Source organism: Kordia periserrulae, from assembly GCF_003054265.1.
Lineage (GTDB): Bacteria > Bacteroidota > Bacteroidia > Flavobacteriales > Flavobacteriaceae > Kordia > Kordia periserrulae.
This window is the reverse complement of sequence record NZ_QBKT01000001.1, coordinates 599,874-625,056: the sequence shown is the minus strand read 5'-3', so window position 1 is coordinate 625,056 and position 25,183 is coordinate 599,874. Positions and strand designations below refer to the sequence as shown.

Annotated in this window: 21 protein-coding genes; 13 read left to right on the top strand and 8 right to left on the bottom strand. The window is 36.1% G+C overall.

The annotated features are described in order from the left end of the window. The first annotated feature begins 32 nt into the window (after positions 1-32). From C8N46_RS02775 to C8N46_RS02755, 5 genes are all read left to right on the top strand, one after another. Entirely contained in the window at positions 33-3,722 is a 3,690-nt protein-coding gene (locus tag C8N46_RS02775; protein WP_108113317.1) for a metallophosphoesterase, read from the top strand. A 45-nt stretch (positions 3,723-3,767) separates the two neighbouring features. After that, on the top strand, positions 3,768-4,460 hold the full coding sequence (locus C8N46_RS02770) for a DUF6090 family protein (RefSeq protein WP_170110049.1): 693 nt from the start codon (positions 3,768-3,770) through the stop codon (positions 4,458-4,460). A gap of 150 nt (positions 4,461-4,610) precedes the next feature. Then, positions 4,611-6,005, top strand: a complete 1,395-nt coding sequence (locus tag C8N46_RS02765) for an alpha/beta hydrolase family protein (RefSeq protein WP_108113315.1) — start codon at positions 4,611-4,613, stop codon at positions 6,003-6,005. An 81-nt stretch (positions 6,006-6,086) separates the two neighbouring features. Beyond that, complete coding sequence (locus tag C8N46_RS02760; protein ID WP_108113314.1) at positions 6,087-7,148, top strand: sensor histidine kinase; 1,062 nt, start codon at positions 6,087-6,089, stop codon at positions 7,146-7,148. A 2-nt stretch (positions 7,149-7,150) separates the two neighbouring features. Continuing rightward, on the top strand, positions 7,151-7,873 hold the full coding sequence (locus C8N46_RS02755; RefSeq protein ID WP_108113313.1) for a LytR/AlgR family response regulator transcription factor: 723 nt from the start codon (positions 7,151-7,153) through the stop codon (positions 7,871-7,873). On the opposite strand, the gene rluF is transcribed toward C8N46_RS02755, so the two are convergent. Both rluF and C8N46_RS02745 read right to left on the bottom strand, forming a co-directional pair. Next, positions 7,870-8,604 (bottom strand): 23S rRNA pseudouridine(2604) synthase RluF, encoded by a 735-nt coding sequence (gene rluF / locus C8N46_RS02750; RefSeq protein ID WP_108113312.1) that lies wholly within the window; start codon positions 8,602-8,604, stop codon positions 7,870-7,872. The genes C8N46_RS02755 and rluF overlap by 4 nt on opposite strands. A gap of 72 nt (positions 8,605-8,676) precedes the next feature. Further along, a complete protein-coding gene (locus C8N46_RS02745) occupies positions 8,677-9,534 on the bottom strand; it encodes a hypothetical protein (protein ID WP_245896700.1) in 858 nt (285 codons plus the stop codon). Between the two features lie 203 nt (positions 9,535-9,737). On the opposite strand from C8N46_RS02745, the gene C8N46_RS02740 reads away from it, so the two are divergent. The 5 genes from C8N46_RS02740 to C8N46_RS02720 all read left to right on the top strand — a co-directional run bounded on the left by C8N46_RS02740 (position 9,738) and on the right by C8N46_RS02720 (position 15,224). Beyond that, positions 9,738-10,946, top strand: coding sequence for a BaiN/RdsA family NAD(P)/FAD-dependent oxidoreductase (locus C8N46_RS02740; RefSeq protein ID WP_108113591.1), 1,209 nt, complete (start codon positions 9,738-9,740; stop codon positions 10,944-10,946). A 241-nt stretch (positions 10,947-11,187) separates the two neighbouring features. After that, complete coding sequence (locus C8N46_RS02735) at positions 11,188-12,270, top strand: diphosphomevalonate/mevalonate 3,5-bisphosphate decarboxylase family protein (RefSeq protein ID WP_108113311.1); 1,083 nt, start codon at positions 11,188-11,190, stop codon at positions 12,268-12,270. A gap of 35 nt (positions 12,271-12,305) precedes the next feature. Then, complete coding sequence (locus C8N46_RS02730; protein ID WP_108113310.1) at positions 12,306-13,235, top strand: mevalonate kinase family protein; 930 nt, start codon at positions 12,306-12,308, stop codon at positions 13,233-13,235. Positions 13,236-13,248: 13 nt separating this feature from the next. Beyond that, positions 13,249-14,163, top strand: coding sequence for a geranylgeranylglycerol-phosphate geranylgeranyltransferase (locus C8N46_RS02725; protein ID WP_108113309.1), 915 nt, complete (start codon positions 13,249-13,251; stop codon positions 14,161-14,163). 200 nt (positions 14,164-14,363) lie between these two features. Beyond that, positions 14,364-15,224 (top strand): pseudouridine synthase, encoded by an 861-nt coding sequence (locus tag C8N46_RS02720; protein ID WP_108113308.1) that lies wholly within the window; start codon positions 14,364-14,366, stop codon positions 15,222-15,224. A gap of 70 nt (positions 15,225-15,294) precedes the next feature. Here C8N46_RS02720 and C8N46_RS02715 read toward each other — a convergent pair whose 3' ends face one another. Then, positions 15,295-15,846: a hypothetical protein gene (locus tag C8N46_RS02715; protein ID WP_108113307.1), complete on the bottom strand. Its 552-nt coding sequence runs from the start codon at positions 15,844-15,846 to the stop codon at positions 15,295-15,297. Positions 15,847-16,235: 389 nt separating this feature from the next. On the opposite strand from C8N46_RS02715, the gene C8N46_RS20300 reads away from it, so the two are divergent. The 3 genes from C8N46_RS20300 (at position 16,236) to C8N46_RS02700 (ending at position 19,078) form a co-directional block, all read left to right on the top strand. Beyond that, the gene (locus C8N46_RS20300) at positions 16,236-16,406 is read left to right on the top strand and encodes a hypothetical protein (RefSeq protein WP_158269063.1); all 171 of its coding nucleotides are present in this window, start codon (positions 16,236-16,238) and stop codon (positions 16,404-16,406) included. Between the two features lie 381 nt (positions 16,407-16,787). Next, on the top strand, positions 16,788-18,401 hold the full coding sequence (locus tag C8N46_RS02705; protein ID WP_146169705.1) for an ATP-binding protein: 1,614 nt from the start codon (positions 16,788-16,790) through the stop codon (positions 18,399-18,401). A gap of 11 nt (positions 18,402-18,412) precedes the next feature. Continuing rightward, on the top strand, positions 18,413-19,078 hold the full coding sequence (locus C8N46_RS02700) for a response regulator (RefSeq protein ID WP_108113304.1): 666 nt from the start codon (positions 18,413-18,415) through the stop codon (positions 19,076-19,078). Between the two features lie 15 nt (positions 19,079-19,093). Here C8N46_RS02700 and C8N46_RS02695 read toward each other — a convergent pair whose 3' ends face one another. From C8N46_RS02695 to C8N46_RS02675, 5 genes are all read right to left on the bottom strand, one after another. After that, positions 19,094-19,831 carry a hypothetical protein gene (locus C8N46_RS02695; RefSeq protein WP_108113303.1) on the bottom strand — a complete coding sequence of 246 codons (738 nt, stop codon included), beginning with the start codon at positions 19,829-19,831 and terminating at the stop codon, positions 19,094-19,096. A gap of 93 nt (positions 19,832-19,924) precedes the next feature. Further along, positions 19,925-21,325, bottom strand: a complete 1,401-nt coding sequence (locus C8N46_RS02690) for a glycosyltransferase 87 family protein (RefSeq protein ID WP_108113302.1) — start codon at positions 21,323-21,325, stop codon at positions 19,925-19,927. Next, positions 21,322-22,827, bottom strand: coding sequence for a cellulose synthase family protein (locus C8N46_RS02685; protein WP_108113301.1), 1,506 nt, complete (start codon positions 22,825-22,827; stop codon positions 21,322-21,324). The genes C8N46_RS02690 and C8N46_RS02685 overlap by 4 nt, the downstream gene beginning before the upstream one ends. Next, positions 22,828-23,514: a glycosyltransferase family 2 protein gene (locus C8N46_RS02680; protein ID WP_108113300.1), complete on the bottom strand. Its 687-nt coding sequence runs from the start codon at positions 23,512-23,514 to the stop codon at positions 22,828-22,830. 193 nt (positions 23,515-23,707) lie between these two features. Further along, positions 23,708-25,021 carry a DUF2254 domain-containing protein gene (locus C8N46_RS02675; protein WP_108113299.1) on the bottom strand — a complete coding sequence of 438 codons (1,314 nt, stop codon included), beginning with the start codon at positions 25,019-25,021 and terminating at the stop codon, positions 23,708-23,710. Between the last annotated feature and the right edge of the window lie 162 nt (positions 25,022-25,183).

Here is a 25,183-nt window from a genome sequence, read left to right as displayed (position 1 = left end):
ATGATTATCTTTAAACAGACAAAAAAACACCCATGACAAAATTGCTACGTCCTACTGGAATTCTTATACTAATAGTGCTCTTCAATGCTTGTGCAACCTACAAAGCACAATACGCAGAAAAAAAGAGTGTAAGTCCTTTTCCAACAGAAAAAACGATAAAACATACCTTCTATTTAATTGGCGATGCTGGAAATTCTCCGTTGGGAGACAAAGCAATTGCCTTGAAAATGATGGAAAAAGAACTGCAAAAAGCTTCTAAAAACAGTACTGCTATTTTTTTAGGCGACAATATTTATCCTGCGGGATTACCTAAAAAATCAAGTATTCTTAGAGAGTTTGCAGCACATCAATTGGATGCGCAAACAAGTATTGTAAAAGATTTTAAAGGGCGCACTATTTTTATTCCCGGAAATCACGATTGGTACAGCGATGGTTTGGAAGGTTTGAAGCGACAAGAAAAATATATTGAAGACATTGTAGGGAAAAATACGTTTCTGCCAGAAGACGGCTGTCCAATTGAAAAAATTCACGTCAGTGAAGATATTGAACTCATTCTACTAGATACGCAATGGTACATCACCAATTGGGACAGACATCCTACTATAAATGACGATTGTGAAATCAAAACACGAACAAAGTTTTTAGAAGAATATAGCAGTCTTATCAAAAAAGCAAGAGGAAAAACAACAATTGTAGCATTGCATCATCCGATGTACACCAACGGACCACACAATGCGCAATACACATTCAAAACACACTTAACGCCCATTCCAATTTTGGGAAGCTTAAAAAACTTAATTCGTTCTACCAGCGGAACTGCCAATGTAGACCAATCGCACAAGCGTTATAACGAATTGAGAAAGCGAATCATAACGCTATCGCAAGAAAATGATAAAGTCATCTTTGTATCGGGTCACGAACACAGTTTGCAATACATTACAGAAGACAATTTACGTCAGATAGTAAGTGGTTCAGGAGCCAAAAAATCGGGAACACGCAATGTGGGTGGCGGAAAATTCTCGTATGGAACACATGGTTTTGCGCGCTTAGATGTTTTTACTGATGGTTCTTCTTTTGTGCGATTCTATTCTGCAGAAGATAACGAACTAGTGTTTGAAACAGAAGTAATTCGCGAAGACGCACCCGAAATAGAAACCATATATCCAGAAACATTTCCAAAACATGTATATGCTTCTGTGTACACCAAAGAAGAAACCGAAAAATCGGGCTTTCATAAATTTTTATGGGGCGATCGCTACCGAGAACTCTTCAGTACGCCTGTTAAAGCTCCAACGGTTGATTTAGATACGTTGTATGGCGGATTGGAACCTGTTCGAAAAGGCGGTGGAAATCAATCAAAATCCTTACGATTAAGAGACAAAAACGGTGCAGAATATGTGATGAGAGCCTTGCGAAAACAAGCGTTGCAATACTTACAAGCTGTTTTATTCAAAGAGCAATATGTAAAAAATCAATTTGAAGATACCTCAACGCAAGATTTAATCCTCGACATCTTTACAGGAGCGCATCCGTACGCACCATTTGCGGTGGGAAGATTGGCAGACGGAGCGCAAGTATATCACACAAATCCAATCCTGTTTTATGTACCTAAACAAAAAGCGTTGGGCAAGTACAATGTCGATTTTGGAGACGAATTGTACATGATTGAAGAACACACGTCCGAAGGTCACAGCGACAAAGCAAGTTTTGGGTATCAAGACGATTTGGAAAGTACGGACGATTTTATGAAAAAATTGCACAAAGACGAAGACATCATCATCGATGAAGCCTCTTACATTCGTGCGCGTTTGTTTGACATGCTTATTGGCGATTGGGACAGACACCAAGACCAATGGCGTTGGATTGAATTTAGAGAGAACGGACAACGCGTATTTCGTCCGTTGCCACGCGATCGTGATCAGGCATTTTCTAAAATGTCAGACGGTTTCTTGTTGGGAACTGCGGTAAAAATCATTCCGACAGCGCGCTTATTGCGAAAATATGAAGAAGACTTAGAAGATGTAAAAGGCGTCAATATTGAACCGTATCCGTTAGATATGGAAATCATTCAACAATCAGGAAAAGAGGTTTGGGATGCGCAAGTGAAAATCATTCAAGAAGGTGTAACAGACGAAGTGATTGAAGAAGCGTTTTTGGCATTTCCAGAAGAAGTCCGCGATGAAACTCTGGAAGAAATCAAGGAAAAATTAAAAGGAAGACGCAAAAACTTACAAGCTATATCTGACCGTTATTACGAACTCATCAACAAACTTGCGGTCATCAAAGGAACCAATAAAGACGATTGGTTTGACATTGAACGATTGCCAAATGGAAAAACCAAAGTCACTGCATATCGCATCAAAGGTGGTGAGAAAAAAGATATTTTCCACGAGCGTACCTATGATGAAGACGAAACCAAAGAAATTTGGATTTATGCGTTAGACGATGACGATGTTTTCCACGTATATGGAAAAGGCGATGATTATATCAAAGTGCGTTTGGTTGGTGGACAAAACAATGATGTGTACGATATTAAAAATGGTAAAAAAATCATTTATTATGATTACAAGTCCAAGAAGAATACGTTTTTGAGCAATAAAGGAAACAGAGTATTGACGGACAATTACGAAACGAATGTGTACGATTACAAAAAGTTAAAAAATGGAACGTCGCAACTGCTTCCAACGCTAGGATTCAATCCTGACGACGGTATTAAAATTGGAGTTTCAACAACGATTACCGATTTTGGTTTTGAGCGAAATCCATTTACGTCTCGTCATACGATTAGAGCTGAATATTTCTTCGCAACCAATGGTTTTGATCTCGGTTATTTGGGAGAATTTAGCAATATCATTGGACGTTGGAATTTATTACTCGGAGTCGATTTTAATAGTCCAAATTATGCCATCAACTTTTTCGGTTTTGGAAACAACACACCAAATCCTGAAGCAGACGAAAATGATGGTTTGGATGTAGATTTGGATTTCAATCGTGTCAAAATACGAACGTTTACATTTACACCATCACTGATATGGCGTGGACAATTGGGCGGAAATTTCCAAGCAGGATTTTCCTATGAAAGCAATGAAATAGAACGGACGCCAGGTCGTTTCTTAGAGCAAAACTTTCCAGCAGATTCGCGACTTTTTGACAAGCAAGATTTCTTCGGAGTTCGTGCAAAATATCATTACAAAAATGTTGACAATGCAGCGTTTCCAACAATGGGAATGGAGATAAGTGTAGAATCAGGATATAAAAATAACGTAAGTACCACAAGAGGTTTTGCCTACTTAATTCCTGAGTTTGCCATCAATCATCGACTGATTTCGAGTGGACAACTAGTATTGGCGACAAAATTCCGCGGACACATCAACTTTGGCGATGGTTTTGAATTTTATCAAGCAGCAAGTTTGGGTGCTCGAACAGGTTTGCGTGGCTTTCGTCATGAGCGTTTTACAGGAAAACGTGCCTTTGTGCAAACGACCGATTTACGCGTAAATCTTAGAAAAGTAAAAACAGGAATATTGCCGTTAAATATTGGTGTTTTTGGCGGATTTGACTATGGTAGAATTTGGATTAGCGGCGATACTTCTGAAAAATGGAATACATCGCTCGGAGGCGGAATTTGGCTCAATGCTGCCGATATGCTTTCTGCTAATATTTCATTATTTAATTCTGATGACGGATTGCGTTTTGCATTCGGTTTTGGTTTTGGATTCTAATGAATATCATATATGAAATTATTTAGAAATAAAAGAAGTAAACTTTTGAAAAAGAAAGAAATAGCAAGTTATATTGCATATGCAATTGGAGAAATCATTTTGGTGGTAATAGGAATCTTAATTGCAGTTTCTCTAAACAATTGGAATGAACGACGCAAAGAAAAAGCAAAGCTGTTAAATATTTATTCCATTGTCCAAGATGATTTGGAAAATGATATCAAAGAAATTGATAAAATGTTTTCCTATTATGATTTGGCAGAACCACTATTCAATAAAATATTAAAAGATTCCATCAAAGCGGTTGATTATGCTTTTAATCCGCAATACATTGCTATTATGATTGGTTTTCCTGAAATTACGTTCAACAAGCGCGGATACAATCAGTTAGAAGCCTTCAATACCGACAAGTTTCAAGACAGTTTGCCTACGCAAATCATAGAATTTTACACAGAACGACTTCGAGAAATTAAAATAGATGACGACATGCGTTCGGAAGATATCAAAGAAAATTACTCGCATTTCAAGAAAAACTACGAATGGTGGTCAAGTGTCATCAATTTTCGTCCTACCAAAGAATTCATCGACTACGCGCTCAACGATCCCGATTACAAAAACAGAATTGCGACCACACATTTCATGGCATATAAAATCTTCTTACCTGAATTAAAAATTTTCAAAACAAGAGCTGAAAAAATCATGAAAGAAATAGAAAAGCGAATTGCCGAAAAAGAGGATTGATGTGTATACAAAAAATGCTTTGACAAGCTCAGTGTAAACGAAAAACAACCAAAAAACCGTTCGCCACAATCTATTTTCCGTTCGTCATAATTTTGATTAAGAACGCGTAAAAGTGTCCTACTTTTACACCGTAATCAAAAAACGACAGACATGCAATCAATTATCAAACTCATCTTTAAGCTTGCTTTTCTACTAGGAGCCATGTTCGCATCGGCACAAGATATCTCTGGAACTTGGAAAGGAAATTTGAATGTGCAAGGAATGGAACTTCCTATAGTATTCAACATTTCACAAAGCGATGACGGATACACAACTACCTTAGACAGTCCAAAACAAGGTGCGTACGATCTTCCTACTGACAAAACAGTATTAGAAGGAAGCACACTAACCATTACGTATGCACAAATAGGAATGGAATACACGGCTATATTTGCTAATGGTAAGCTTCAAGGAACGTTCAAACAATCTGGGCAAACCTTTCCTTTAAACATGACCAAAGGCGAAAAGGAAACTAAAAAAGTAAAACCACAAGAGCCAAAAAAACCGTATCCATACACTGCTGAAGAAGTTACTTTTGAAAATGCGAAAGCAGAAAACATCAAATTAGCAGGAACGTTAACTTTACCAAAAGACGTTAAAAATCCGCCAGTAGCGATTTTAATTTCAGGTTCTGGACCGCAAGATAGAAACGAAGAATTGCTAGGACACAAACCATTTTTAGTATTAGCAGATCATTTAACGCGTCAGGGAATTGCAGTTTTGCGTTACGACGATAGAGGAACGGCAAAATCGGAAGGTGATTTTTCATCAGCAACTTCTTTTGATTTCGCTACCGATGTAGAAGCTGCGATGGCATATTTACAAACGCGAAGCGATGTTGTAGATGTAACTAAAATTGGATTAATCGGTCATAGTGAAGGCGGATTGATTGCACCAATTGTAGCAGCTAGAAACAACAACGTAGCATATTGTGTTTTATTAGCAGGACCGGGTGTTGACGGAAAAACAGTATTGCTCACTCAAGGAAAACGTGCTGCCGAATTGGAAGGTTATCCTGCGGAAGACATTGCGGCATCGCAAGAAGCGTCTGCCAAATTATATACAATCAGTGCCAACTACAAAGGTGAAGCTTCCAAAAAAGAAATGAAAGCCATCTTGCACGATTTAAAAACCAAAATTACTTCCGAAAAAGGAAAAGCAGAACTTACAGATGCAGTTATCAATCAGCAAGTAGAAGCCTTTACATCACCATGGATGCGTGCTTTTATGAGTTACGATCCGCAAGTATCATTGCAAAAAGTAAACTGTCCTGTATTGGCTGTGAACGGAGAAAAAGACTTTCAAGTATTGCCTAAAATGAACTTAGACGGTATTCAAAAAGGTTTGCAACACAATAAAGACGTAACCATCAAGGAATTTAAGAACCTAAACCACCTATTTCAAACCTCAGAAACAGGCGCATTTAGTGAATATGCAACTATTGAAGAAACATTTGCGCCTGTTGCATTAAATTTTATTTCTGACTGGATAAACGCACGATTCTAAATCATCAATCAAATTTACAATGCACTTTTTCTAGCTTGAGAAAGTGCATTTTACGTACTTTTAGACACGATTTTCACAGACATGGCAACTTTAAAAAAAACAAATACATACCTTTTCTGGCTACTGCAATTTTTAGGTTGGGGAGGATTAATTAGCATCAACATTGCGGCACAAATTTTTTTAGGTTCTGAAAATGGAATTCAGCCTCTATATTTTTTCTTTGAAGGAATTGTATTTGTGATTCTTGGTATTGGATTAACTACTTGGTTGCGCTTGTATTTAAAACGTATCAATTTTATTGAAAACCAAACCCGTGAAAATTATCTAAAAATCTTCGGATTGTACGCTTTTATTGTACTGTTATTCATTGTAATTCTTCTCAGCCTTAGTGCACTAATCTTTGCGTCTATTCATGAAAAAATACTTCCAATTTCTAGTGACATTATTGTTGTAACTTCCGTAAATGTAAGTATTTATGTGTTCTTTTGGATTGTTTCTTATGTGGCGATAAAATCCATTGCGCGTATGCAGCGTAACAAAATCGATCGTTTACGATTAGAAGCTTCTCTAAAAGAATCACAATTAAACACGTTAAAAGGACAACTCAATCCGCACTTTATGTTCAACAGCCTCAACAACATTCGCGGGCTCATGTTGGAAGATGTGGACAAATCTAGAGAAATGCTCACACGGTTGTCTGAAATGCTGCGATATTCGCTCAACATGAACAAAGTGGATGCTATTCAAATTGCGCAAGAGCTGGAAACGGTTGAAAATTATATTGCACTTTCCAAAATACAACTGGAAGACCGTTTACACTATGAAAAAGAAGTAGACGCATCGTTATTGCAAATCAAAATTCCACCGATGATTTTACAAATGTTGGTTGAAAATGCTATCAAACACGGTATTTCCGACCAGAAAAAAGGTGGGAAAATCAAGTTGTTGGTCGCTACAAACAACGAAGAAATCATATTACAAGTCAACAATACAGGAAGTTTAAAATCAACCACCGATTCTACTCAAATAGGTGTCGACAATATTTCAAAGCGTCTGGAATTATTATACGGAGAAAACGCTACATTTACACTCAAAGAAGTGGAAAACGAAGTACAAGCAGTTATTAAAATACCTGTTAGTTAATCATGGAAAACATCACAGCAATAATTGTCGAAGACTCTCGCTTGGCGCGAAATGAACTAAAGGAGCTTCTCAAAAAGCATCCGCAGATTGAGCTGGTAGCCGAAGCTGAAAATGTAGACAAAGCCTACGAACTCATCAATCAAAAACAACCACGAGTGTTATTTTTAGACATCAACATGCCTGAAAAAAATGGTTTTGAATTGCTAGAAATGTTAGAAAATGTTCCCATGACTATTTTTACGACTGCGTATGATGAGTATGCGATTAAATCCTTTGAATACAATGCGTTCGATTACTTGCTAAAACCCATCAGTCAAGAACGCTTTTCCAAAACCATCGAAAAAGTCATTACAACGATAGAAAAAGAAGCTTCTGAAGAAAAACCGTTTGAGCTACATCGTCAAATATTCATCAAAGAAGGTGAAAATTGTTGGCTCATCCGAATTTCGGAAATTGCTGTTTTTGAAATCGTTGGAAATTACACACGTGTATATTTTGACGAACACAAGCCGTTAATCTACAAATCGCTCAACCAAATAGAAGCGAAGTTGCCTGAGGACACTTTTTTCAGAGCCAATCGACAACAAATCATCAATCTCAATCATGTAGATAAAGTCGTGCCGTGGTTTAACGGAAAGCTAAAAATAACGATGAAAAATTCACAGCAAGAAATAGAAGTTTCGCGCCGACAATCCTATAAATTCAAAGAAGTATTAGGGTTTTAGTTGGGATGTGTTTTCGAAGAAGCACTCGTTAAATCGTGAATTCCTTGCAGTTCCTCTGCTGTCAAATGACGCCATTTCCCCACAGAAACATCTAGCGAAACATTCATAATGCGTGTGCGTTTCAGTTTGACCACATTATAATCCAAATATTCACACATTCTACGAATTTGTCGATTCAATCCTTGTGTCAAAATAATTTTGAACGTGTATTTTGTGAGTTGTTCCACTTTACATTTGCGCGTCACGGTTCCTAAAATCGGAATGCCATTGCCCATTTTCTGAATAAAATCATTCGTAATTGGACGATTCACGGTCACTTCATATTCTTTCTCATGATTGTTACGTGCGCGTAAAATTTTATTCACAATATCGCCATCGCTTGTCAGGAAAATCAAGCCTTCACTGGGTTTGTCCAAACGTCCAATTGGGAAAATTCGCGTCGGATAATTGATATAATCAATAATATTATCCTTTTCCACACGTGTATCAGTCGTACACACAATACCGATAGGTTTATTAAACGCCAAATACACTTGTTTGGCTGACGGATTTGAAATCAACTCGCCATCCACACGGACTTCATCGCCTGGCGCAATTTTAGTGCCCATTTCTGGCACTTTCCCGTTGATGGTCACACGTCGTTGCTCAATCAATTTATCTGCCGCTCTACGCGAACAATAACCTGCTTCGCTCAAAAACTTATTAATTCGTGTCAGTTGTGGATCGCTCATTCAAATTGTATTCGAAATTTATTCAAAGTGCAAAGTTATGTTAATTTTTTATTTGAAGACACTTGAAGATTTTCAATCAAGCGTAAATCGATACAAATTTCGCCCACTTCCGTGCGATTCTTCATCTGCAATATACACGGTAGTATTGTCGGTAAAGCAGATGCTTTCCTTCTGCGAGGTATGTCCCAAATCGTATTTCTTTACGGTTCCATTGAAGAAATCATCACCTTTAAAATCGGTAAATTGCCAAACAGCATTGTGCGACAGCAAAACGACTTTCTTTCCGTCAGGACTGATGGCTGCTGAGGTTACCCAACAATGTTCGTCGCTACAGGTATGAAATGTCCCTAAAAATTCGGCTTCGTGTTCGCCTTTTTCAGCAGGAATTTTATACAAATCGGAGCGTCCAAAATCACTTTTCGTTCGGCTTTTTGTGAATAAATACAAATATCCATTATGATAAAAAAACGATTCTACATCAAAATGGCGTTCTTTCTTTTTTGGTGGAAATTTTTTCTGATTTGGGAATGAAAACTTAATCTTTTCCGGATCAATACTCTTCTTTTCCGCCATATCTTTGGCGTCCAATTTATACACTTTTAAATTCTTCCGGTCGTTAGAATTATTCCCGAAATCACCAATATATAAATTGCCTTCATCGTCCTTTGTCAAATCTTCCCAATCGCGATTCTTCCCGTCAATATACAAGGTTCTAAAAATCTTTCCTTCCATATTTACCTCATACACTTCTGCATCATTTCCACCATCATTAATCATCCAAAAACCCTTAAAATTAGGAATTGATTCCATACCAGAGACTTCTTCCAAATCGTCAGAAATCTTTCCAGCATACTTCAATTGTCCGTAATTCACGTTGCAATTGGTGCATAACAATAGAAAAAAGATATATTTTAAGGGAAAATTCTTCATAAAAGGGCTTTTTCTCAAAAATAAGGCTTTCTCTAGGGAATAGAAAATTTCAACAATCAATTAAGAAGAGTTTAAGATTATTAAATTTTAAATGCTAACTATTGAATTTTAAATTAAAAAGTATTTCTTTACAAACAACAAACAACAAACAACAAACAACAAACAACAAACAACAAACAACAAACAACAAACAACAAACAACAATGATAGATGTTCTCATAATTGGCGGCGGCGCTGCGGGATTTTTCACAGCGATAAATGTAGCGGAAAAATATCCTTCAGCATCGGTGGTGATTTTGGAACGCGGGAAAGAATTTTTGACCAAAGTCAGAATTTCAGGCGGCGGACGCTGTAATGTCACGCATGCGTGTTTTGACCCGAAAGATTTGGTAAAATACTATCCAAGAGGTGAAAAAGAACTGCTCGGTCCTTTTCATCAATTTTGTTGTGGCGATACGATGGGTTGGTTTGAAGAACGCGGCGTGGAATTGAAAATTGAAGACGACGGCAGAATTTTTCCGGTTTCCGATTCTTCCCAAACAATAATTGATTGCTTTCTGCGAGAAGCAAAAAAATACCAAGTCGATTTTCGGAAAAATCATGCGGTAAAACATATTTCAAAAGAAGATGCTATTTGGCATGTAGAAACGAGTCAAGGAATACTGAAAGCGAACAACCTAGTGCTTGCCACAGGCAGCAATCCGAAAATATGGAAACTGTTAGAAACGCTCGGACATACTATCGTTCCTGCGGTTCCATCGTTATTTACGTTCAATATCAAAGATACGCGTATCAAAGATTTACTCGGAATTGCAACGCCTGCCAATGTAAAAGTAGTGGATACAAAATTGGAATCCAACGGACCGTTGCTCATTACACATTGGGGAATGAGCGGACCAGGAATTTTAAAACTTTCCGCTTGGGGCGCACGAATTTTAGCCGATAAAAATTACGATTTTCAGATAGAAGTCAATTGGTTGAATGATGTTTCGCCACAAGAATGCATAGAACTTTTGAAAGATTATAAAATACAATTAGCAAAAAAAATAGTTCAAAAAAACAATCCGTTTGATTTGCCAAAACGCTTGTGGCAACGCATTGTGCAAGCGTCTAAGATTGACGAAAATATACGTTGGACAGACGTAAACAAACAACAAACAGAGGAATTAGCCAATCAACTCACAGCAGCTATTTTTCAAGTAAAAGGGAAAAGCACGTTCAAAGAAGAATTTGTGACAGCTGGTGGAATCGATTTAAAAGAAGTCAATTTTAAAACCTTTGAAAGTAAAAAACACCAAAATCTCTATTTTGCAGGTGAAATTCTAAATATCGATGCCATTACGGGCGGATTTAACTTTCAAAACGCATGGACAGGAAGTTTTGTGATTTCAGAAACGATTTTTAATCTTTAGACCGCTGTCGCTTTTAGACTTACGTTGTTTTAGATGTGTTAGAAGAAAACCTAAGTCCGTCTAAAAATCTAAGAAGTCTAACCAAAATGCTATATCGAGTGATTTTTCAGAGAAAAATTGTATCGAGATATGCGTTGAGAAAATAATTGTAGTTTCTAAAAAAAGAAGCCATTATCACATGGATACATTTTCAAATTGACACATTAAAAAACCGTATCTTTGCAAAAATTTACAATTGTCTATGAACATCGCTGAATTTCTACCTGAAAAATATACCAATAATAGTACATCAGGAAGCGTTACTTGGAAATCGCCAAGCAATATTGCACTAATTAAATATTGGGGAAAAAAAGAAGATCAAATTCCGCAAAACCCTTCTATCAGTTTTACGTTGGAAGCATGTGCTACCACGACAAAGTTATCTTACGAAAAGCTTGAAGAGAAAGGCGAAGATTTTTCTTTTGATTTATTTTTTGAAGGCAAACAGAAAGACGATTTTAAACCAAAAATTATCACGTTTTTTAAGCGTGTTGAAAAATATCTCCCGTTTTTAAAAGACTATCATTTTACCATAGAAACGTCCAATTCCTTTCCGCACAGTAGCGGAATTGCCTCTTCAGCTTCAGGAATGAGTGCGTTGGCATTGTGCTTGATGAGTTTGGAAAAAGAGCTCAATCCAGCACTTTCCGATGAAAAATTTAACTGTAAAGCTTCCTTTTTAGCGCGTTTAGGCTCTGGAAGTGCGAGCAGAAGTATTGAAGGAGATTTGATAGTTTGGGGACATCACAAAGATACCATTGGAAGCTCGGATTTGTTCGGAATAAAATATCCGTACGGCGTTCATCAAGTGTTCAAAAATTATCATGACACCATTTTGTTGGTGGATAAAGGTGAGAAGCAAGTCAGCAGTACTGTGGGACACGATTTAATGCACAATCATCCGTTTGCCCAACAGCGTTTTTTACAGGCGCATGAAAATTTAACCAATATGCAATCGGTTTTAGATGAAGGAAATTTGGAAGAATTTATTGCCATTGTAGAAAGTGAAGCACTCACTTTGCACGCTATGATGATGACTTCCATGCCGTATTTCATTTTGATGAAGCCAAATACGCTAGAAATCATCAATCGAATTTGGAAATTTAGAGAAACTTCGGGAACGCATGTTTGTTTTACCTTAGATGCAGGTGCAAACGTTCATGTATTATATCCTGAAAACGAAAAAGATACTGTGTATCCGTTTATTCAAAAGGAATTACTAAAATTTTGTCAAAATGGGCATCACATTTGCGACAGAATAGGTTTTGGAGCAAAAAAGTTGTAATTTTACAGTATAAAAGCCCCATTTAAAAAGCAATTATGAAAGGTCCGCTGTTTTATTCAAAAATACTACTCTTCGGAGAATACGGAATCATTAAAGATTCAAAAGGATTGTCTATTCCGTATAACTTTTACAAAGGCGCATTAAAAATTGACGAAAATCCATCTGAGGAAGCTATAAAATCTAACAAAAGTCTTAAAGATTTTGCAGACTATTTGGAAGCATTAGATGCGGATTTAGTTATGTTTGATATTGCAGCTTTAAAAAGTGATTTGGACAAAGGCATGTATTTCGATTCTTCCATTCCGCAAGGTTATGGTGTCGGAAGTTCAGGTGCATTGGTGGCTTCTATTTATGATAAATATGCACATGATAAAATCACGGTATTAGAGAACTTAACTCGAGAAAAACTTCTAAAGCTAAAAGATATTTTTGGCGCGATGGAGTCATTCTTCCACGGAAAAAGTTCTGGTCTCGATCCGTTGAATAGCTATTTAAGCATTCCAATTTTAATCAATTCCAAAGACAATATTGAGCCGACGGGAATTCCATCTCAAAACGAAGTCGGACAAGGCGCGGTATTCTTATTAGATAGTGGAATTATTGGCGAAACGGCACCGATGGTAAATATTTTTATGGAAAACATGAAGCAAGAAGGTTTCCGTAAAATGCTCAAAGATCAATTTATAAAACACACGGATTCTTGCGTGGAAGATTTCTTAAAAGGTGACATAAAATCTTTATTTGGAAACTTAAAATCGCTCTCAAAAGTTGTGTTTAATAACTTCAAACCGATGATTCCAACGCAATTCCATTCATTGTGGAAACAAGGAATTGAAACCAATGATTACTACTTAAAACTTTGCGGTTCTGGCGGCGGCGGATACATTCTTGGATTTACTCAAAACATTGAAAAAACAAAAGAGACGTTGAAAGATTACAAACTTGAAGTAGTGTATAACTTCTAACGTTTGGTCACGCATGTTATCCAGAAAACGAAAGCTATTTTACTACAAACTCTTCAGCTTATTTTCTGTCGTAAGAGGCTATAATATTCTCATTATCGTTATTGCACAATATTTAGCAGCGAAATTTATTTTGGCGCCAACTGAAGGTTTTATGGAAATTTTGCTCGATGGACATTTGCATGCCTTAATTTTAGCTTCTGCAGTTGCCATTGCGGCAGGATACATTATCAATAACTTCTATGATGCAGAAAAAGACTTAATCAATCGACCAAAAAAATCCATGTTAGATCGTTTGGTAAGTCAGCGCACAAAACTTGCTACCTATTTCATCTTAAACTTTATCTCTGCGGGAATTGCGAGTTTGGTATCATTCAATGCATTTCTCTTCTTTTCCGCTTATATTTTCGGAATTTGGTTTTACTCACATAAAATGAAAAAGATTCCTTTTTTGGGGAATTTGACATCTGCAACGTTGGCAATTACGCCTTTCTTTGCAGTTTTTATATACTACGGCAACTTAAACAGCGTCATTTTTGTACATGCTACATTTTTGTTTCTCTTAATTCTCATTCGCGAATTCATCAAAGATTTGGAAAATATCAAAGGTGATTTGGTGCAAAATTACCAAACCATTCCAGTGATGTATGGTGAACAAAAATCCAAAGCACTGATTACATCGGCAGCAACCATTGCGGTGTTGGTTACAATTTTTCTACTTTCCCATTATGATACAGGCTATATGCGCTATTATTTTTACGGAAGTATCGCACTTTTATTAATTTCCGTATTGATTTTGTATCGCTCTAAAACAAAATCGCAATATGTATTACTTCACAACATTTTAAAATTCATCATTGTTTCGGGCGTTTTCAGTATTCCTTTATTAAATATTGAAGCAATCTTGGATAAAATCACACGCGTTTTGTGATGTAAGTTGTCAACTTCAAAACACTTTTTAAGTCTGCTTATTGCCTGTATGTGTTGAAAAAGCTTTCATACACTCTTAAAATTAAGAGTTGATTTTGAACGCATTAACAATTTCAACAATAAAAAAACGAATAATCAACTCGATATTCGTTTGTGAATAATTAAAGAGTATCTTTGCAAAAAATTTAGAGCATACATATAATGGCAAAAGAGCGACAAGGCAAAAGTAAAGTTTCGTCAAAAGGGAATGATAAAGGAGGAAAAAAACCGTATCAAGGAAAGAAATCTTTTGAAGGAAAACAGCCGAATTACAAGAAAAAAACAACGCCAAAACCGACTTCAAAGAGCAATTCTGACGGAATTCGCTTAAATAAATATATTTCAAACTCAGGTATTTGTTCACGACGTGAAGCTGATATGCATATTTCTATCGGAAGTGTAACTGTAAATGGTAAGGTTGTGACCGAAATGGGGTATAAAGTACAGCTAACGGATGAAGTTCGTTTTGATGGTCGTATTATCAATCCTGAAAAACCAACCTATATTTTATTGAACAAACCGAAAGGATTTTTAGTAACTACTAAAGATGAAAAAGGGCGTAAAACGGTGATGGATTTGGTAGCAACGGCAACGACTGCAAGAGTAGTTCCTGTAGGGCGTTTGGAGCGACAAACCACAGGATTGTTATTATTTACCAATGATGGACAGTTGGCAAGAAAATTAACAGATCCGAATCAAAAAGTTCGTAAAATCTATCATGTTGAACTAGATAAAAATCTTAGTCAAGCAGACTTCAACAAAATAAAAGACGGAATTCATATTCATGGAATCAAGCATGAAGTAGATGAAATTTCGTGGATTCAGGGAGCTACAAAACGCGAAGTAGGTATTAAAGTTAGTACGGGAAGCAATGGAATGGTAAAGGCTATTTTTGAGCATTTATCGTATACAGTATCTCGTTTGGACAGAGTTGTTTTTGCTGGATTGACAAAAAAGGATTTGCCGCGAAGTCACTGGCGTGAACTAACCGCTCAAGAAGTAATTAACTTGAAGCATTTATAACAGAACAAAACATATTACATTGTAAACCTCTCATTTTTGGGAGGTTTTTTTGTTTTGGGGAATTTTGAAACTATGCGTATAACGTCTTAGTCTGCTGAATTCTTTTACAAGATTTTTTCTTCACTTCCAACAATTCTGTTGCGCAATATACATCTTCACACTCTAAAAATCGCTGTTTATTGATGGCGTATAACCCGAAAAAAATCATGAATGTCAATCCGCTGAAAATCAGTGTGACTTTATTTTTTTGAATAATAATCTTCAGTTTTTCTCCCATTGTGGGTTCCTTCTTTATTTTTCCTGCTTCTATAACTTCAGCATTTGCGGTTTCAATTGGATTCGCTTCTTTTTCTTTCTCCAAGATAAAATCTGCATAATTTTCATAGCCAAGATAGCGGCACAAATAATTCGCTACGGAGCTTTTCAGTTCTACCGTTTCTTCTTTTACTGCCAAATTGTACTTATTCCGCAGACTTTTTTCATGGTATTGGAAATGAAATCTGTCCATTAGATAGTCGGAAATTTTCTTTGAAAGTCCTGTAATGGACATCGTGACACCTGTGGCTTCCTTCACTTCTTTTCTCGCTTTTTTAAAAGCACTTAATACTAACTCTCTATGCATTACTTATCGTTTTAGGTTTCTTTTATTGTTGTAAAAAGCGTTTAAAAATCCTTTTTGAAAATCGGGAAAAAAGTTTCTCTAAACTTTCCAAAACACTTCCCTAAACTTTCCATTTTTTCATTCAAAACCTCAGTTTATTTGTTACAGAAATTATTTCTAAACACTGAGATATAGCAATTTGATCTCCTGCATGTAGCTCGGTTCATTTTTGAGATAAGAAGCATTTGGGTTGGCTCCCGGAAGTAGCCAAACTACATGTGATTGTCTCTTCACTTCCCAAAAACACAAGAAATCGGCGCCATTTCTATTTCGCTGTGTTGCTGAACAAAGACTACGCTGAGTATTCCTCGGACGGCAACACCTATGTCCAATTTTTAAACACTAACAAAATGAAAAAATTCAGCTTAATAATACTTACGGTTTTCCTCAATTGCGCATTATTTTCTTGTACGCCAAACTCTATTGCCGAAGAAGAAGTGCAATTTGAACAACAAGCTACGGAAGGTGATGATGGAGAAATGACGCCAGAAGAAGAGGAAGAAGCTCCTACGAAAGATTAATAGAATCTGTAATTATATTTTTACTATTTTAGAAGGATGAAACTACTACCAGCAACATCCTTCTTTTTATTTTGTGTATTTATTGTCTTATGTTCTTCTTGTGAAAAGAAAGAAGATTTGGCAAGAAATGAGATAAAAAATACTCTTTACTCGCTAGACTCTTTAGCTTTTTCCAAAAAAAATAATGCACAATATGATACTGCTATTTTTTATGCTAATGAAGAATTGAAATTAGCAAAAACTCACAACAATACTAAGTACATAAAGCGATCGTATATAAGGCTAGAATCAGTCTATAACAAGAGCGAAAAGTATGATTCTGCTATTTTTTATGCAAACAAATTATACGAAATCGCAGAGTCAACTCAAGATACGCTTTATATGGCTAAAGCTCTTTATAAAAAAGCGACCAATTTTAAAGAGTTGGATAGTTTTAAGGTGTCCTATGAATACTTCAGAAGTGCAAAGGATCTTTATGAAAAAATTGATGATAGTTTACAAGTTGCCAAATCACTTTTAGAGATTTCTACTATAGATAAAAAGACAGGAAGCTTTGGTTTGAGTCAAACGTCTGCACTAGAAGGATTAAAATATGTAAAAAAATCAAAAAACATTAAAATAAAAAGTAAACTTTATTTCAATATTGCTGTTGCTGCAAAGGAGCGAGGAGATTTACTTAATGCAGAGAACAGAATAAATCAGGCTCTAGATTTGGCTAAAGACTCTGTAACCACGAAAAAAGTAGGTTATGACCTCATTCGAACTTTTTTAAACACAAAAGCAAATATTTTTAAAGAAAAAGAGAATTATGAAGGAGCTATTGAAATTTATAACAATATTCTAAGTGAAAGTTCAAAGAAATTATCTCAAACACAAAGAGCTCGCTTTAATGGAAATTTAGCACATACATTATTCCTTAAAAATGGATTGAACAAAAAATCGGATTCACTTCTTCAAGAGTCACTGATATATTATGAAAAAATAAATAATATATCTGGGTTGGTTTCTATATACATGAAACTAGCTGAAATGTACGTTCAACGAGATAAGCAAAAAGTACTTAACTATACAAAAAAAATTATTGAACTAGCAGATAAGCTTGATAATGATCAAGTAAAGTATGAAGCTTATGAGCAATTAATTACAATTGATGCTAAAAGTGAAAATATAGCTAAATATCTAAAAATAAAAAAGGAAGTCAATCAAAAGAGAAATAGAGTGCAAAGTGAATTTGCAAACGCTAAGTTTAATTATGATGATGAAAAAGAGCAAAAAATTGAAGCCCAAAATGCTGCTATAAAAGCTGATAATTTAGCATCAAAAAAGGAAAACCAAGTTTTAATCCTATTATTAATCCTCATCGTCCTCATCGTTCTCACTTTCTTCATCTACCAACGCATTCAACGACGTCATAAAATTGAAAAAGTAAAAACAGTACATGTTACGGAAGCGCGAATTTCTTCCAAAGTACACGATGAGTTGGCAAACGATTTGTACGAGCTCATGACACAACTAGAAACCACAGATCCTGAAAAGGAAGTAGTGTTGGACAAGTTGGACACCATTTACAATCAGGCACGCGATATTTCCAAACAAATTCAAACCGTAGAAACGGACGATACATTTCCTGATGAACTCAGTAATTTGTTCCGAAGTTATCAATCGGATGAGGTAAATGTACTGTTGAAGCGCTACGATACAGATATCTGGAAAGGAATTTCTTCGCACATCAAAGTTACCGTATATCGCGTATTGCAAGAATTTTTGACAAACATGAAAAAACACAGCAATGCCGCATTGGTAGTGGTTTCTATCGAAAAACAAAACAAGCAATTATTCATTCAATATATCGACAATGGGAAAGGCTTTACAGCCAAAACTTCCAAAAATGGTTTGCGAAATGCGGAAAACCGTATTCGTGCCATTAAAGGAAAACTTACTTTTGATACAGAACTTGACAAAGGTTGTAAGTTTAGTATTAATGTACCAGTATGATAGAATAGCTTATGTTTACGAAAGTTTTAATTGCCGAAGATATGGACGATATCAACACAGGCGTCCTAACTGTACTTTCCTCATTGGAAATAGACACCATACATCATGCACAATATTGTGATGATGCAGATTTAAAAGCGAAAAAAGCACTCATAGATCAAAAACCATACGATTTGTTGATTACCGATTTGTCTTTTGTGAAAGACCACAGAGAACAAAAATTAAGTTCGGGAGAAGAGTTGATTGTAAAGTTAAAAACAAGACAGCCCAACTTAAAAGTAATTGTGTATTCTGTAGAAGATAAATTGCAACGCGTTCGTAGATTGGTCAATGAACACGAAATTGATGCGTATGTGTGCAAGGGCAGAAAAAGTCTGCAAGAATTGACTGCTGCCATCAAAAAAGTATTCAAGGGAGAGCAGCACTTATCGCAAAAAGTAAACAATGCGCTAAGTCCTAAAAACGATATGGAAATTGACGATTATGACATTGTACTTTTGAAATTATTGTCTAAAGGATTGAGTCAAGATGAAATTGCCAAAGATTTAAAAGCGCGAAGTGTTTCACCCAACAGCTTAAGTTCCATTGAAAAACGATTGAGCAAGCTTAAAATTTACTTCAAAGCCAACAATGCCATTCATCTTATTGCAAACGCAAAGGATTTAGGCTTGATATAAAATTCTATTAGCCAGTTAGTTGGATTCCATATTGGAAATGCTCGCGATATAATCCACCAGTTTTCCGAAATCTTGTTGATTTTTAAGTTTTAATTTTTCAGTTTTGATAAACTCTTTAATCTCGTTTTTCTGATTCGGGAAGATTTTTAGAATATCTTTCTTTTTAGGACTTACCTCCATAAAATCACCATCTTTCACGATGTAGAAATAATCGTATTGCGTAAACTTAGCGGCTCTATCTGCCTGATTGGCGGTTAAAGCTTTCTCATTCGGAGAAAATACACACTTTTTTTTGAGGACTAGCTTTATGTTATCAGCAGAATTCAACACTAAAAAATACCCTTTTTTAGCATCGCCTTCTTCAGTGGTATAATCAAACAATGCAAGCGTCGTATTTCCAAATGTAATTTTAGAGTCGTCAAGTTTCATCAAGGCACCAGCTTCTTCTCCTTCTTCTGGTAAGAGCTCAATTTCGTCTGTGTATGTATTAAAACGCATCATAATATTTCCGTACGATTTCTCTCCAACAGAGAACTTTGCCAATTTATAGTTTTCAGTTAAATACGGACTTCCTTTTACATTCTCCCAATCAATTTTATACGGTACTTTTTCTTTGGTATTTAATAATTTTCGAATCTGATTGTACATTTCTGTAGTGGTTTCAAATTCTCTTGGCGAACCGCTAATTTGAGCAATTAAGGAACTGCTAAAAAGTAGTAAAAAGGCAATTGGTAACAGGCGTAACGTTTTCATAATCAGTATGTGAATTGGTTATATCTTTTAAAAATACGGAAAAATGAGGAAAGAAAAGCTTCTTTGATAAGGAATATTCTCTTGAATACCTTGCTAGGTTGTCTCAACGTTTCTTTTTTCTGTTGGATAGAAGAACAATTCATACACCAAAAACCAATACACAATTACATACTCCAACGCTACAAATGCCAGATTTTCTACAGAACCTTCATTCTGATACGCGGAATAACTAAACATAATCACAAAAGACCAAACAACAGGAAATCGATACCGTGTAAAAATGCTTAATAGCAACAACGTAGCCAAATACCAAGGATGCATGGTCGTGGTGGTAAAAAAGTAAAAAGACAAGCCAAACAAACACGCCGTGATGGTTTTTTGGAAGTTGTTATTATTTCTAAACAGACTAATGCCTGCAACAAAAATCAACACGATTATCGGTGTGATGCTTCCAATTTCTTTAATCAAATTCCAGCCGACGGTTTCATAGCCAATCCAGCGTGCGATGTAGTAAAAACTGGCGTTGAACTCAAAATTCTGAAACCACAATCCGACTGTTTCTTGGTAGTTTGCTATAAATTCTTTCGATATGAATGGTAAAAAGAGCAATACAATCGTTGTGATGACAATTCCGTAAAAACTCAAAAGTTTTAACATGCCTTTCCAAATAGCAGCAAACGTCTTTTTAGATACCTCAGAAGCTTTATGTTTGGTAAACCATTGAAACAAAATCGGAAGAAAAATTAACGGAATCAACTTTACAGAAACGGACAATGCAAACACTACTGCCGCCAATTTCCACGAGCCTTTGTGTAGCAAATACAAACTCCAAACTAGGAAGAAAATCATCACGCCTTCAAAATGTAAATTTCCTGTGAGCTCAATAATGATAAACGGATTGAGAATGTACAACCAAATATGATGTACAGGCAAACCGAGTCGTTTCAGCAATTTTTTCCCAAAATACAAGGTGCCAATATCTGCTAGAATAATCAACAAGCGCAACACAATAACGGAACCCAAAATACTTTTTCCAGCAAACAATCCCGCAATGGCAAAACACAACTGATTGATGGGCGGATAATTGGTATAATGCGATGCACTCAAATTGCCCATGCCTTGCCACAATTCCTGTGCTTCTGCTACTGGCGCAGTTCCTGAAGCTATCAAATCGTTTGGTAAGTATAAATATGGATTCCAGCCTTCGAGCAACATGCGTCCGTCCCAAATAAAACGGTAAAAGTCTTGTGATAAATTCGGAATGCTTCCCGCAAAAACCAATCGGAAGACAATGGCAATTCCCGCAAGGAAAAAAAAGTGTTGTTTTTCAAGATGAATCAATCCTAAAAAACAAGCAAAACCGAGCGCGAGCAATGAAATTAGTAAGGAAATTTCCGTGCGTACGAGCGGATAACCAATATAATAGTATACAAAAATGCTCAACAGCACGAATACAATAGAAACGCTACGATATTTCGCGGCAGTTGCTATCACACTTTGGAGCGAATGGAATTAAAAAAGACAAAGGCAAAACCTAAGAATAACATTAAGTGAAACGGAAACAATCCGAAGTCATTTAACGGATACGCGCTGTACATTCCAAACAAAAAATACACCATTAAAAACGCTTCAATAATCGTGTTTGCAGATATTTTTTTGCGAATGTATTTGTTGTTTTTCCACGAATCTTTCAAGCTTTTGATATTGAATTTTGGCGTGCGCACAAATTCACTGCGTTTGCCCATATGACCTTCCAACACAGCGACAGAGTTGTGCACCGAAAATCCCATTGCTACGGAAAAAAAGGTGAAAAACATCTGAATGTATTCAACAAATTTTAAAAATCCGCCACCTTGTACACGTTTAAACGGAAACCAAAAGCAGATAAAAAAGATAATCGTACTAATAATAAAGAAGCTCGAAACGGTGAAATAAATTTCCAAATGTCCGTAGGTATTTTTAATGTATAACATCGGAATGCTTAAAATTCCCACGATTAATACGTTTAAAAACATGGTGCTATTCAGCAAATGTAAAACACCGTGAACTTTGGTTTTGAACGATATGTTTTTGGAGCGAATAACACGTTTGAACATTTTACGGAAATTCTCTGCACCACCTTTATTCCAGCGGAATTGTTGCGAGCGCGCCGCACTAATCACTACAGGCAATTCGGCAGGCGTTTCTACATCTTCCAAGTATTTGAATTTCCAGTTTTTCAACTGTGCGCGGTAGCTCAAATCCAAATCTTCAGTGAGTGTGTCGCCTTCCCAATTTCCAGCATCAATAATGCAGGTTTTTCGCCAAATTCCAGCCGTTCCGTTAAAGTTGATAAAATGGCCTTTGGAATTTCGACCGACTTGTTCGAGCGTAAAATGTGCGTCGAGCGCGAATGCTTGAATTTTGGTAAGTAAGGAATAATCGCGGTTTAAATGTCCCCAACGGGTTTGCACCACACCAATTTTTTCATCTTTAAAAAACGGAATTGTTTGTTGAAGCCAGTCTTTTTTGGGTAGAAAATCGGCATCAAAAATTGCGATAAATTCACCTTTTGCATCTTCCAAACCTTCTTTTAGTGCACCGGCTTTAAAGCCAACGCGGTTTTTGCGGCGAATGTGTGAAATGTCTAACCCAAGTTGTTGAAGTTCTTTAATTTTTTCTGCGGTGGAAATGACCGATTCGTCCGTAGAATCGTCCAACACCTGAATTTCTAGTTTGTCTTTTGGGTATTCTAGCAGCGCAATATTGTCCAACAAACGCTCCATTACATACAATTCGTTGTACACTGGAAGCTGAATGGTCACATACGGAACCTCATCAGGATTGTTCAAATCGAAGCGTGGCGCGTTCTCATCTTCTTTCTTTGCTCGTAGATAATTAATCAACAAATTTAACTGTGCCAAGCTATACATTAAAATCAAAATCAGCGCAATTCCGTATATCGCCATCACGACAAACGACAGTGCCAACTTGAAAAATTCTGCATCAAATCCCATCTATTTAAAACTATATTTAAAAATCCAACCTAAAATTTTCATGCCCGCAAATATAGTACCTTTTACGGTTCCTGAAACTTTTGAGACACCAATTCTCTTTTTATATCGTACAGGAATTTCTATGTATGAAAGTTTCTGTTTCAATGCTTTGAGCTGCATTTCCACTGTCCATCCATAGGTTTTGTCTTCCATATTCAGTTTCAGTAGCTTTTCGTACTTTATGGCTCTAAACGGTCCTAAATCCGTAAATTTTGCTCCAAAAAACAATCGCATCAAAAACGTAGCTAACCAATTTCCAAATACTTGTTGCGGCGTCATAGAACCATCTTCACGAAGCGATTTTACACGCGCACCAACCACAAAATCAATGTCTTGCTCTATAATTGGTGCCACAATTTTAGTCAATTCTTGAGGATAATCCGAATAATCGCCGTCCAAAAACACCAAAATATCAGGTTTTACATCTTGTTGTGCAATGTATTCCATTCCTTTCAAACACGCATAACCGTAGCCTTTTTGAGGTTCTTTTAAAACCGTTGCGCCAGCAGCAGCAGCGTTTTTTTCGGTATGATCGGTGGAATTATTGCTGACCACAATCACTTCCGTAACCATCTCGGGGATTTCCTGAATAACATTCGCAATAGAATCTTCTTCATTATACGCAGGAATGATGACTTTTATAATCATAAATCTCTTTTAGTTCGTTTTGGTATGTTGTCGATTACGATTTTGCAAATGTAAGGGTTTGGTTTTTTATAACGTTTAACGATTATTTTTGGAGTAGTCGAAATGCCATTGACAATCTTTCATTTTTTAGGAGTTAATCTCGTCGTTATGGATGATTTAAGGATTTTGTATACTTTATAACTTAAAAATCAAATTATAAACTTGTCTTAAATAGTGTGTAACGATGTTCCAAATCGTCTATATCTTTTTGTAATTGAAATGATTTTTTTCCAGTTTCCATAACGATTTCTGCATAGTTTGAAAGTGTTTCAGTATGAGTTTTATCAGTGTCCGCATCAAGAATAGTTTTCAAGGCTTCCATCAACGCAATGATGATGAATGGACTCGTTTTTCCGTATTGGCGAATCAAGTTGAAAGCAGCATCTAAATAACCTTCAAAGGAATTTTGCATCACAATCAATCGGAGCACATTAGTATCATCTTTAATAGCAGCATCAGGAATTTTTACTACGACCAATTTACACAACACAGAAGTCAAATTGTCAATACAAATTGCCGCAGTGTACGGATTGTTGATGCCAGGCGACAAGGCTTTAGAAGCGATTTCTGCTATCTGATGAATACCAAATTCAACATCTTGAAAAAAGCTTTTTTTTGTGGCAATTTTATATGTTTTTTCGACCGATAGTGAATCTTCTTCTGAAAACTCAGCTTCCGAATTGTTTTTAAAAAGCTCAAAAACGGCTTGTTCTTTAACGATATAACTTCCAGGTCTGTGCAATATTTTGATGATAATTTCACGTTTTCTAGCAATGTTTACCAAAGCATCCAAATCAAAATATTGAATATAACCGCTTGCTTTTGCTTCCAACTTTTGAATGCTTTCAAGTTGATTACTGATGTCTTCTTTTGGGATTAACGTTACTTCTTTTTCAACCTGTTCTGGATATAAATCTTGAATGTTTTGCTCAATTCTGACGCGAAGTTCGTTGATAATCTTGCTTGGCTGAATGCTAATACTGATACTGTGAATAAAAATCACCAGTAAAAACACATTAAAAATTGCAAGAAAAATGGCAAAAAGAATAGAAATATTCGGGATAAAAGCATATTCACTGTTGTCTTTTATCGCATTGATGACAATAATGGAATACAAAAATACACCAACATACTGTCCCAAAACCACTTGATTGAGTCGTTTGTACATAAAATTACGAAGCAATCGAGGTCCTAATTGTGAAGAAGCGAGTTGCAACACTACTATGGTAATTGAAAAAACCGTTCCGGCAATGCCAACCATGGAGCCAGCAATTACGGTGAGCACATTTCTTCCAGAATCGGAGTTTTCAGAGAACATCAATCGCAAAACGCCTTCGGGTTCAAAGGGAAAAGTGCGGTCTATGTACAATAAAACAATTGCAGAAACAATGCTACACACAATAATTAGCGTAGGCACAAACCAAAAACTGTCACGCGCTTTTTTAAAAAGATAGATGAGGTTAAGCATGTAATTCTAATTATTTTAAAACTCCTCCATAAAACTACGTATTTATTTAGTTTTTTGATGGTTTGAAGTGAAGAACAATTCGGAGAATACCTTCTTTCGTAAATTTTTCATGATTCTCCCATGTTTTGATTGAAGTCTACCCGGGAATAATTACATTTGTGT

Bases quoted from the DNA above. Each gene is read 5' to 3' on its own strand.
- C8N46_RS02775 (WP_108113317.1), top strand. From the start codon at position 33: ATGACAAAATTGCTACGTCCTACTGGAATTCTTATACTAATAGTGCTC.
- C8N46_RS02765 (WP_108113315.1), top strand. From the start codon at position 4,611: ATGCAATCAATTATCAAACTCATCTTTAAGCTTGCTTTTCTACTAGGA.
- C8N46_RS02760 (WP_108113314.1), top strand. From the start codon at position 6,087: ATGGCAACTTTAAAAAAAACAAATACATACCTTTTCTGGCTACTGCAA.
- C8N46_RS02755 (WP_108113313.1), top strand. From the start codon at position 7,151: ATGGAAAACATCACAGCAATAATTGTCGAAGACTCTCGCTTGGCGCGA.
- rluF (WP_108113312.1), bottom strand. From the start codon at position 8,604: ATGAGCGATCCACAACTGACACGAATTAATAAGTTTTTGAGCGAAGCA.
- C8N46_RS02745 (WP_245896700.1), bottom strand. From the start codon at position 9,534: ATGAAGAATTTTCCCTTAAAATATATCTTTTTTCTATTGTTATGCACC.
- C8N46_RS02740 (WP_108113591.1), top strand. From the start codon at position 9,738: ATGATAGATGTTCTCATAATTGGCGGCGGCGCTGCGGGATTTTTCACA.
- C8N46_RS02735 (WP_108113311.1), top strand. From the start codon at position 11,188: ATGAACATCGCTGAATTTCTACCTGAAAAATATACCAATAATAGTACA.
- C8N46_RS02730 (WP_108113310.1), top strand. From the start codon at position 12,306: ATGAAAGGTCCGCTGTTTTATTCAAAAATACTACTCTTCGGAGAATAC.
- C8N46_RS02725 (WP_108113309.1), top strand. From the start codon at position 13,249: ATGTTATCCAGAAAACGAAAGCTATTTTACTACAAACTCTTCAGCTTA.
- C8N46_RS02720 (WP_108113308.1), top strand. From the start codon at position 14,364: ATGGCAAAAGAGCGACAAGGCAAAAGTAAAGTTTCGTCAAAAGGGAAT.
- C8N46_RS02715 (WP_108113307.1), bottom strand. From the start codon at position 15,846: ATGCATAGAGAGTTAGTATTAAGTGCTTTTAAAAAAGCGAGAAAAGAA.
- C8N46_RS20300 (WP_158269063.1), top strand. From the start codon at position 16,236: ATGAAAAAATTCAGCTTAATAATACTTACGGTTTTCCTCAATTGCGCA.
- C8N46_RS02705 (WP_146169705.1), top strand. From the start codon at position 16,788: ATGGCTAAAGCTCTTTATAAAAAAGCGACCAATTTTAAAGAGTTGGAT.
- C8N46_RS02700 (WP_108113304.1), top strand. From the start codon at position 18,413: ATGTTTACGAAAGTTTTAATTGCCGAAGATATGGACGATATCAACACA.
- C8N46_RS02695 (WP_108113303.1), bottom strand. From the start codon at position 19,831: ATGAAAACGTTACGCCTGTTACCAATTGCCTTTTTACTACTTTTTAGC.
- C8N46_RS02685 (WP_108113301.1), bottom strand. From the start codon at position 22,827: ATGGGATTTGATGCAGAATTTTTCAAGTTGGCACTGTCGTTTGTCGTG.
- C8N46_RS02680 (WP_108113300.1), bottom strand. From the start codon at position 23,514: ATGATTATAAAAGTCATCATTCCTGCGTATAATGAAGAAGATTCTATT.
- C8N46_RS02675 (WP_108113299.1), bottom strand. From the start codon at position 25,021: ATGCTTAACCTCATCTATCTTTTTAAAAAAGCGCGTGACAGTTTTTGG.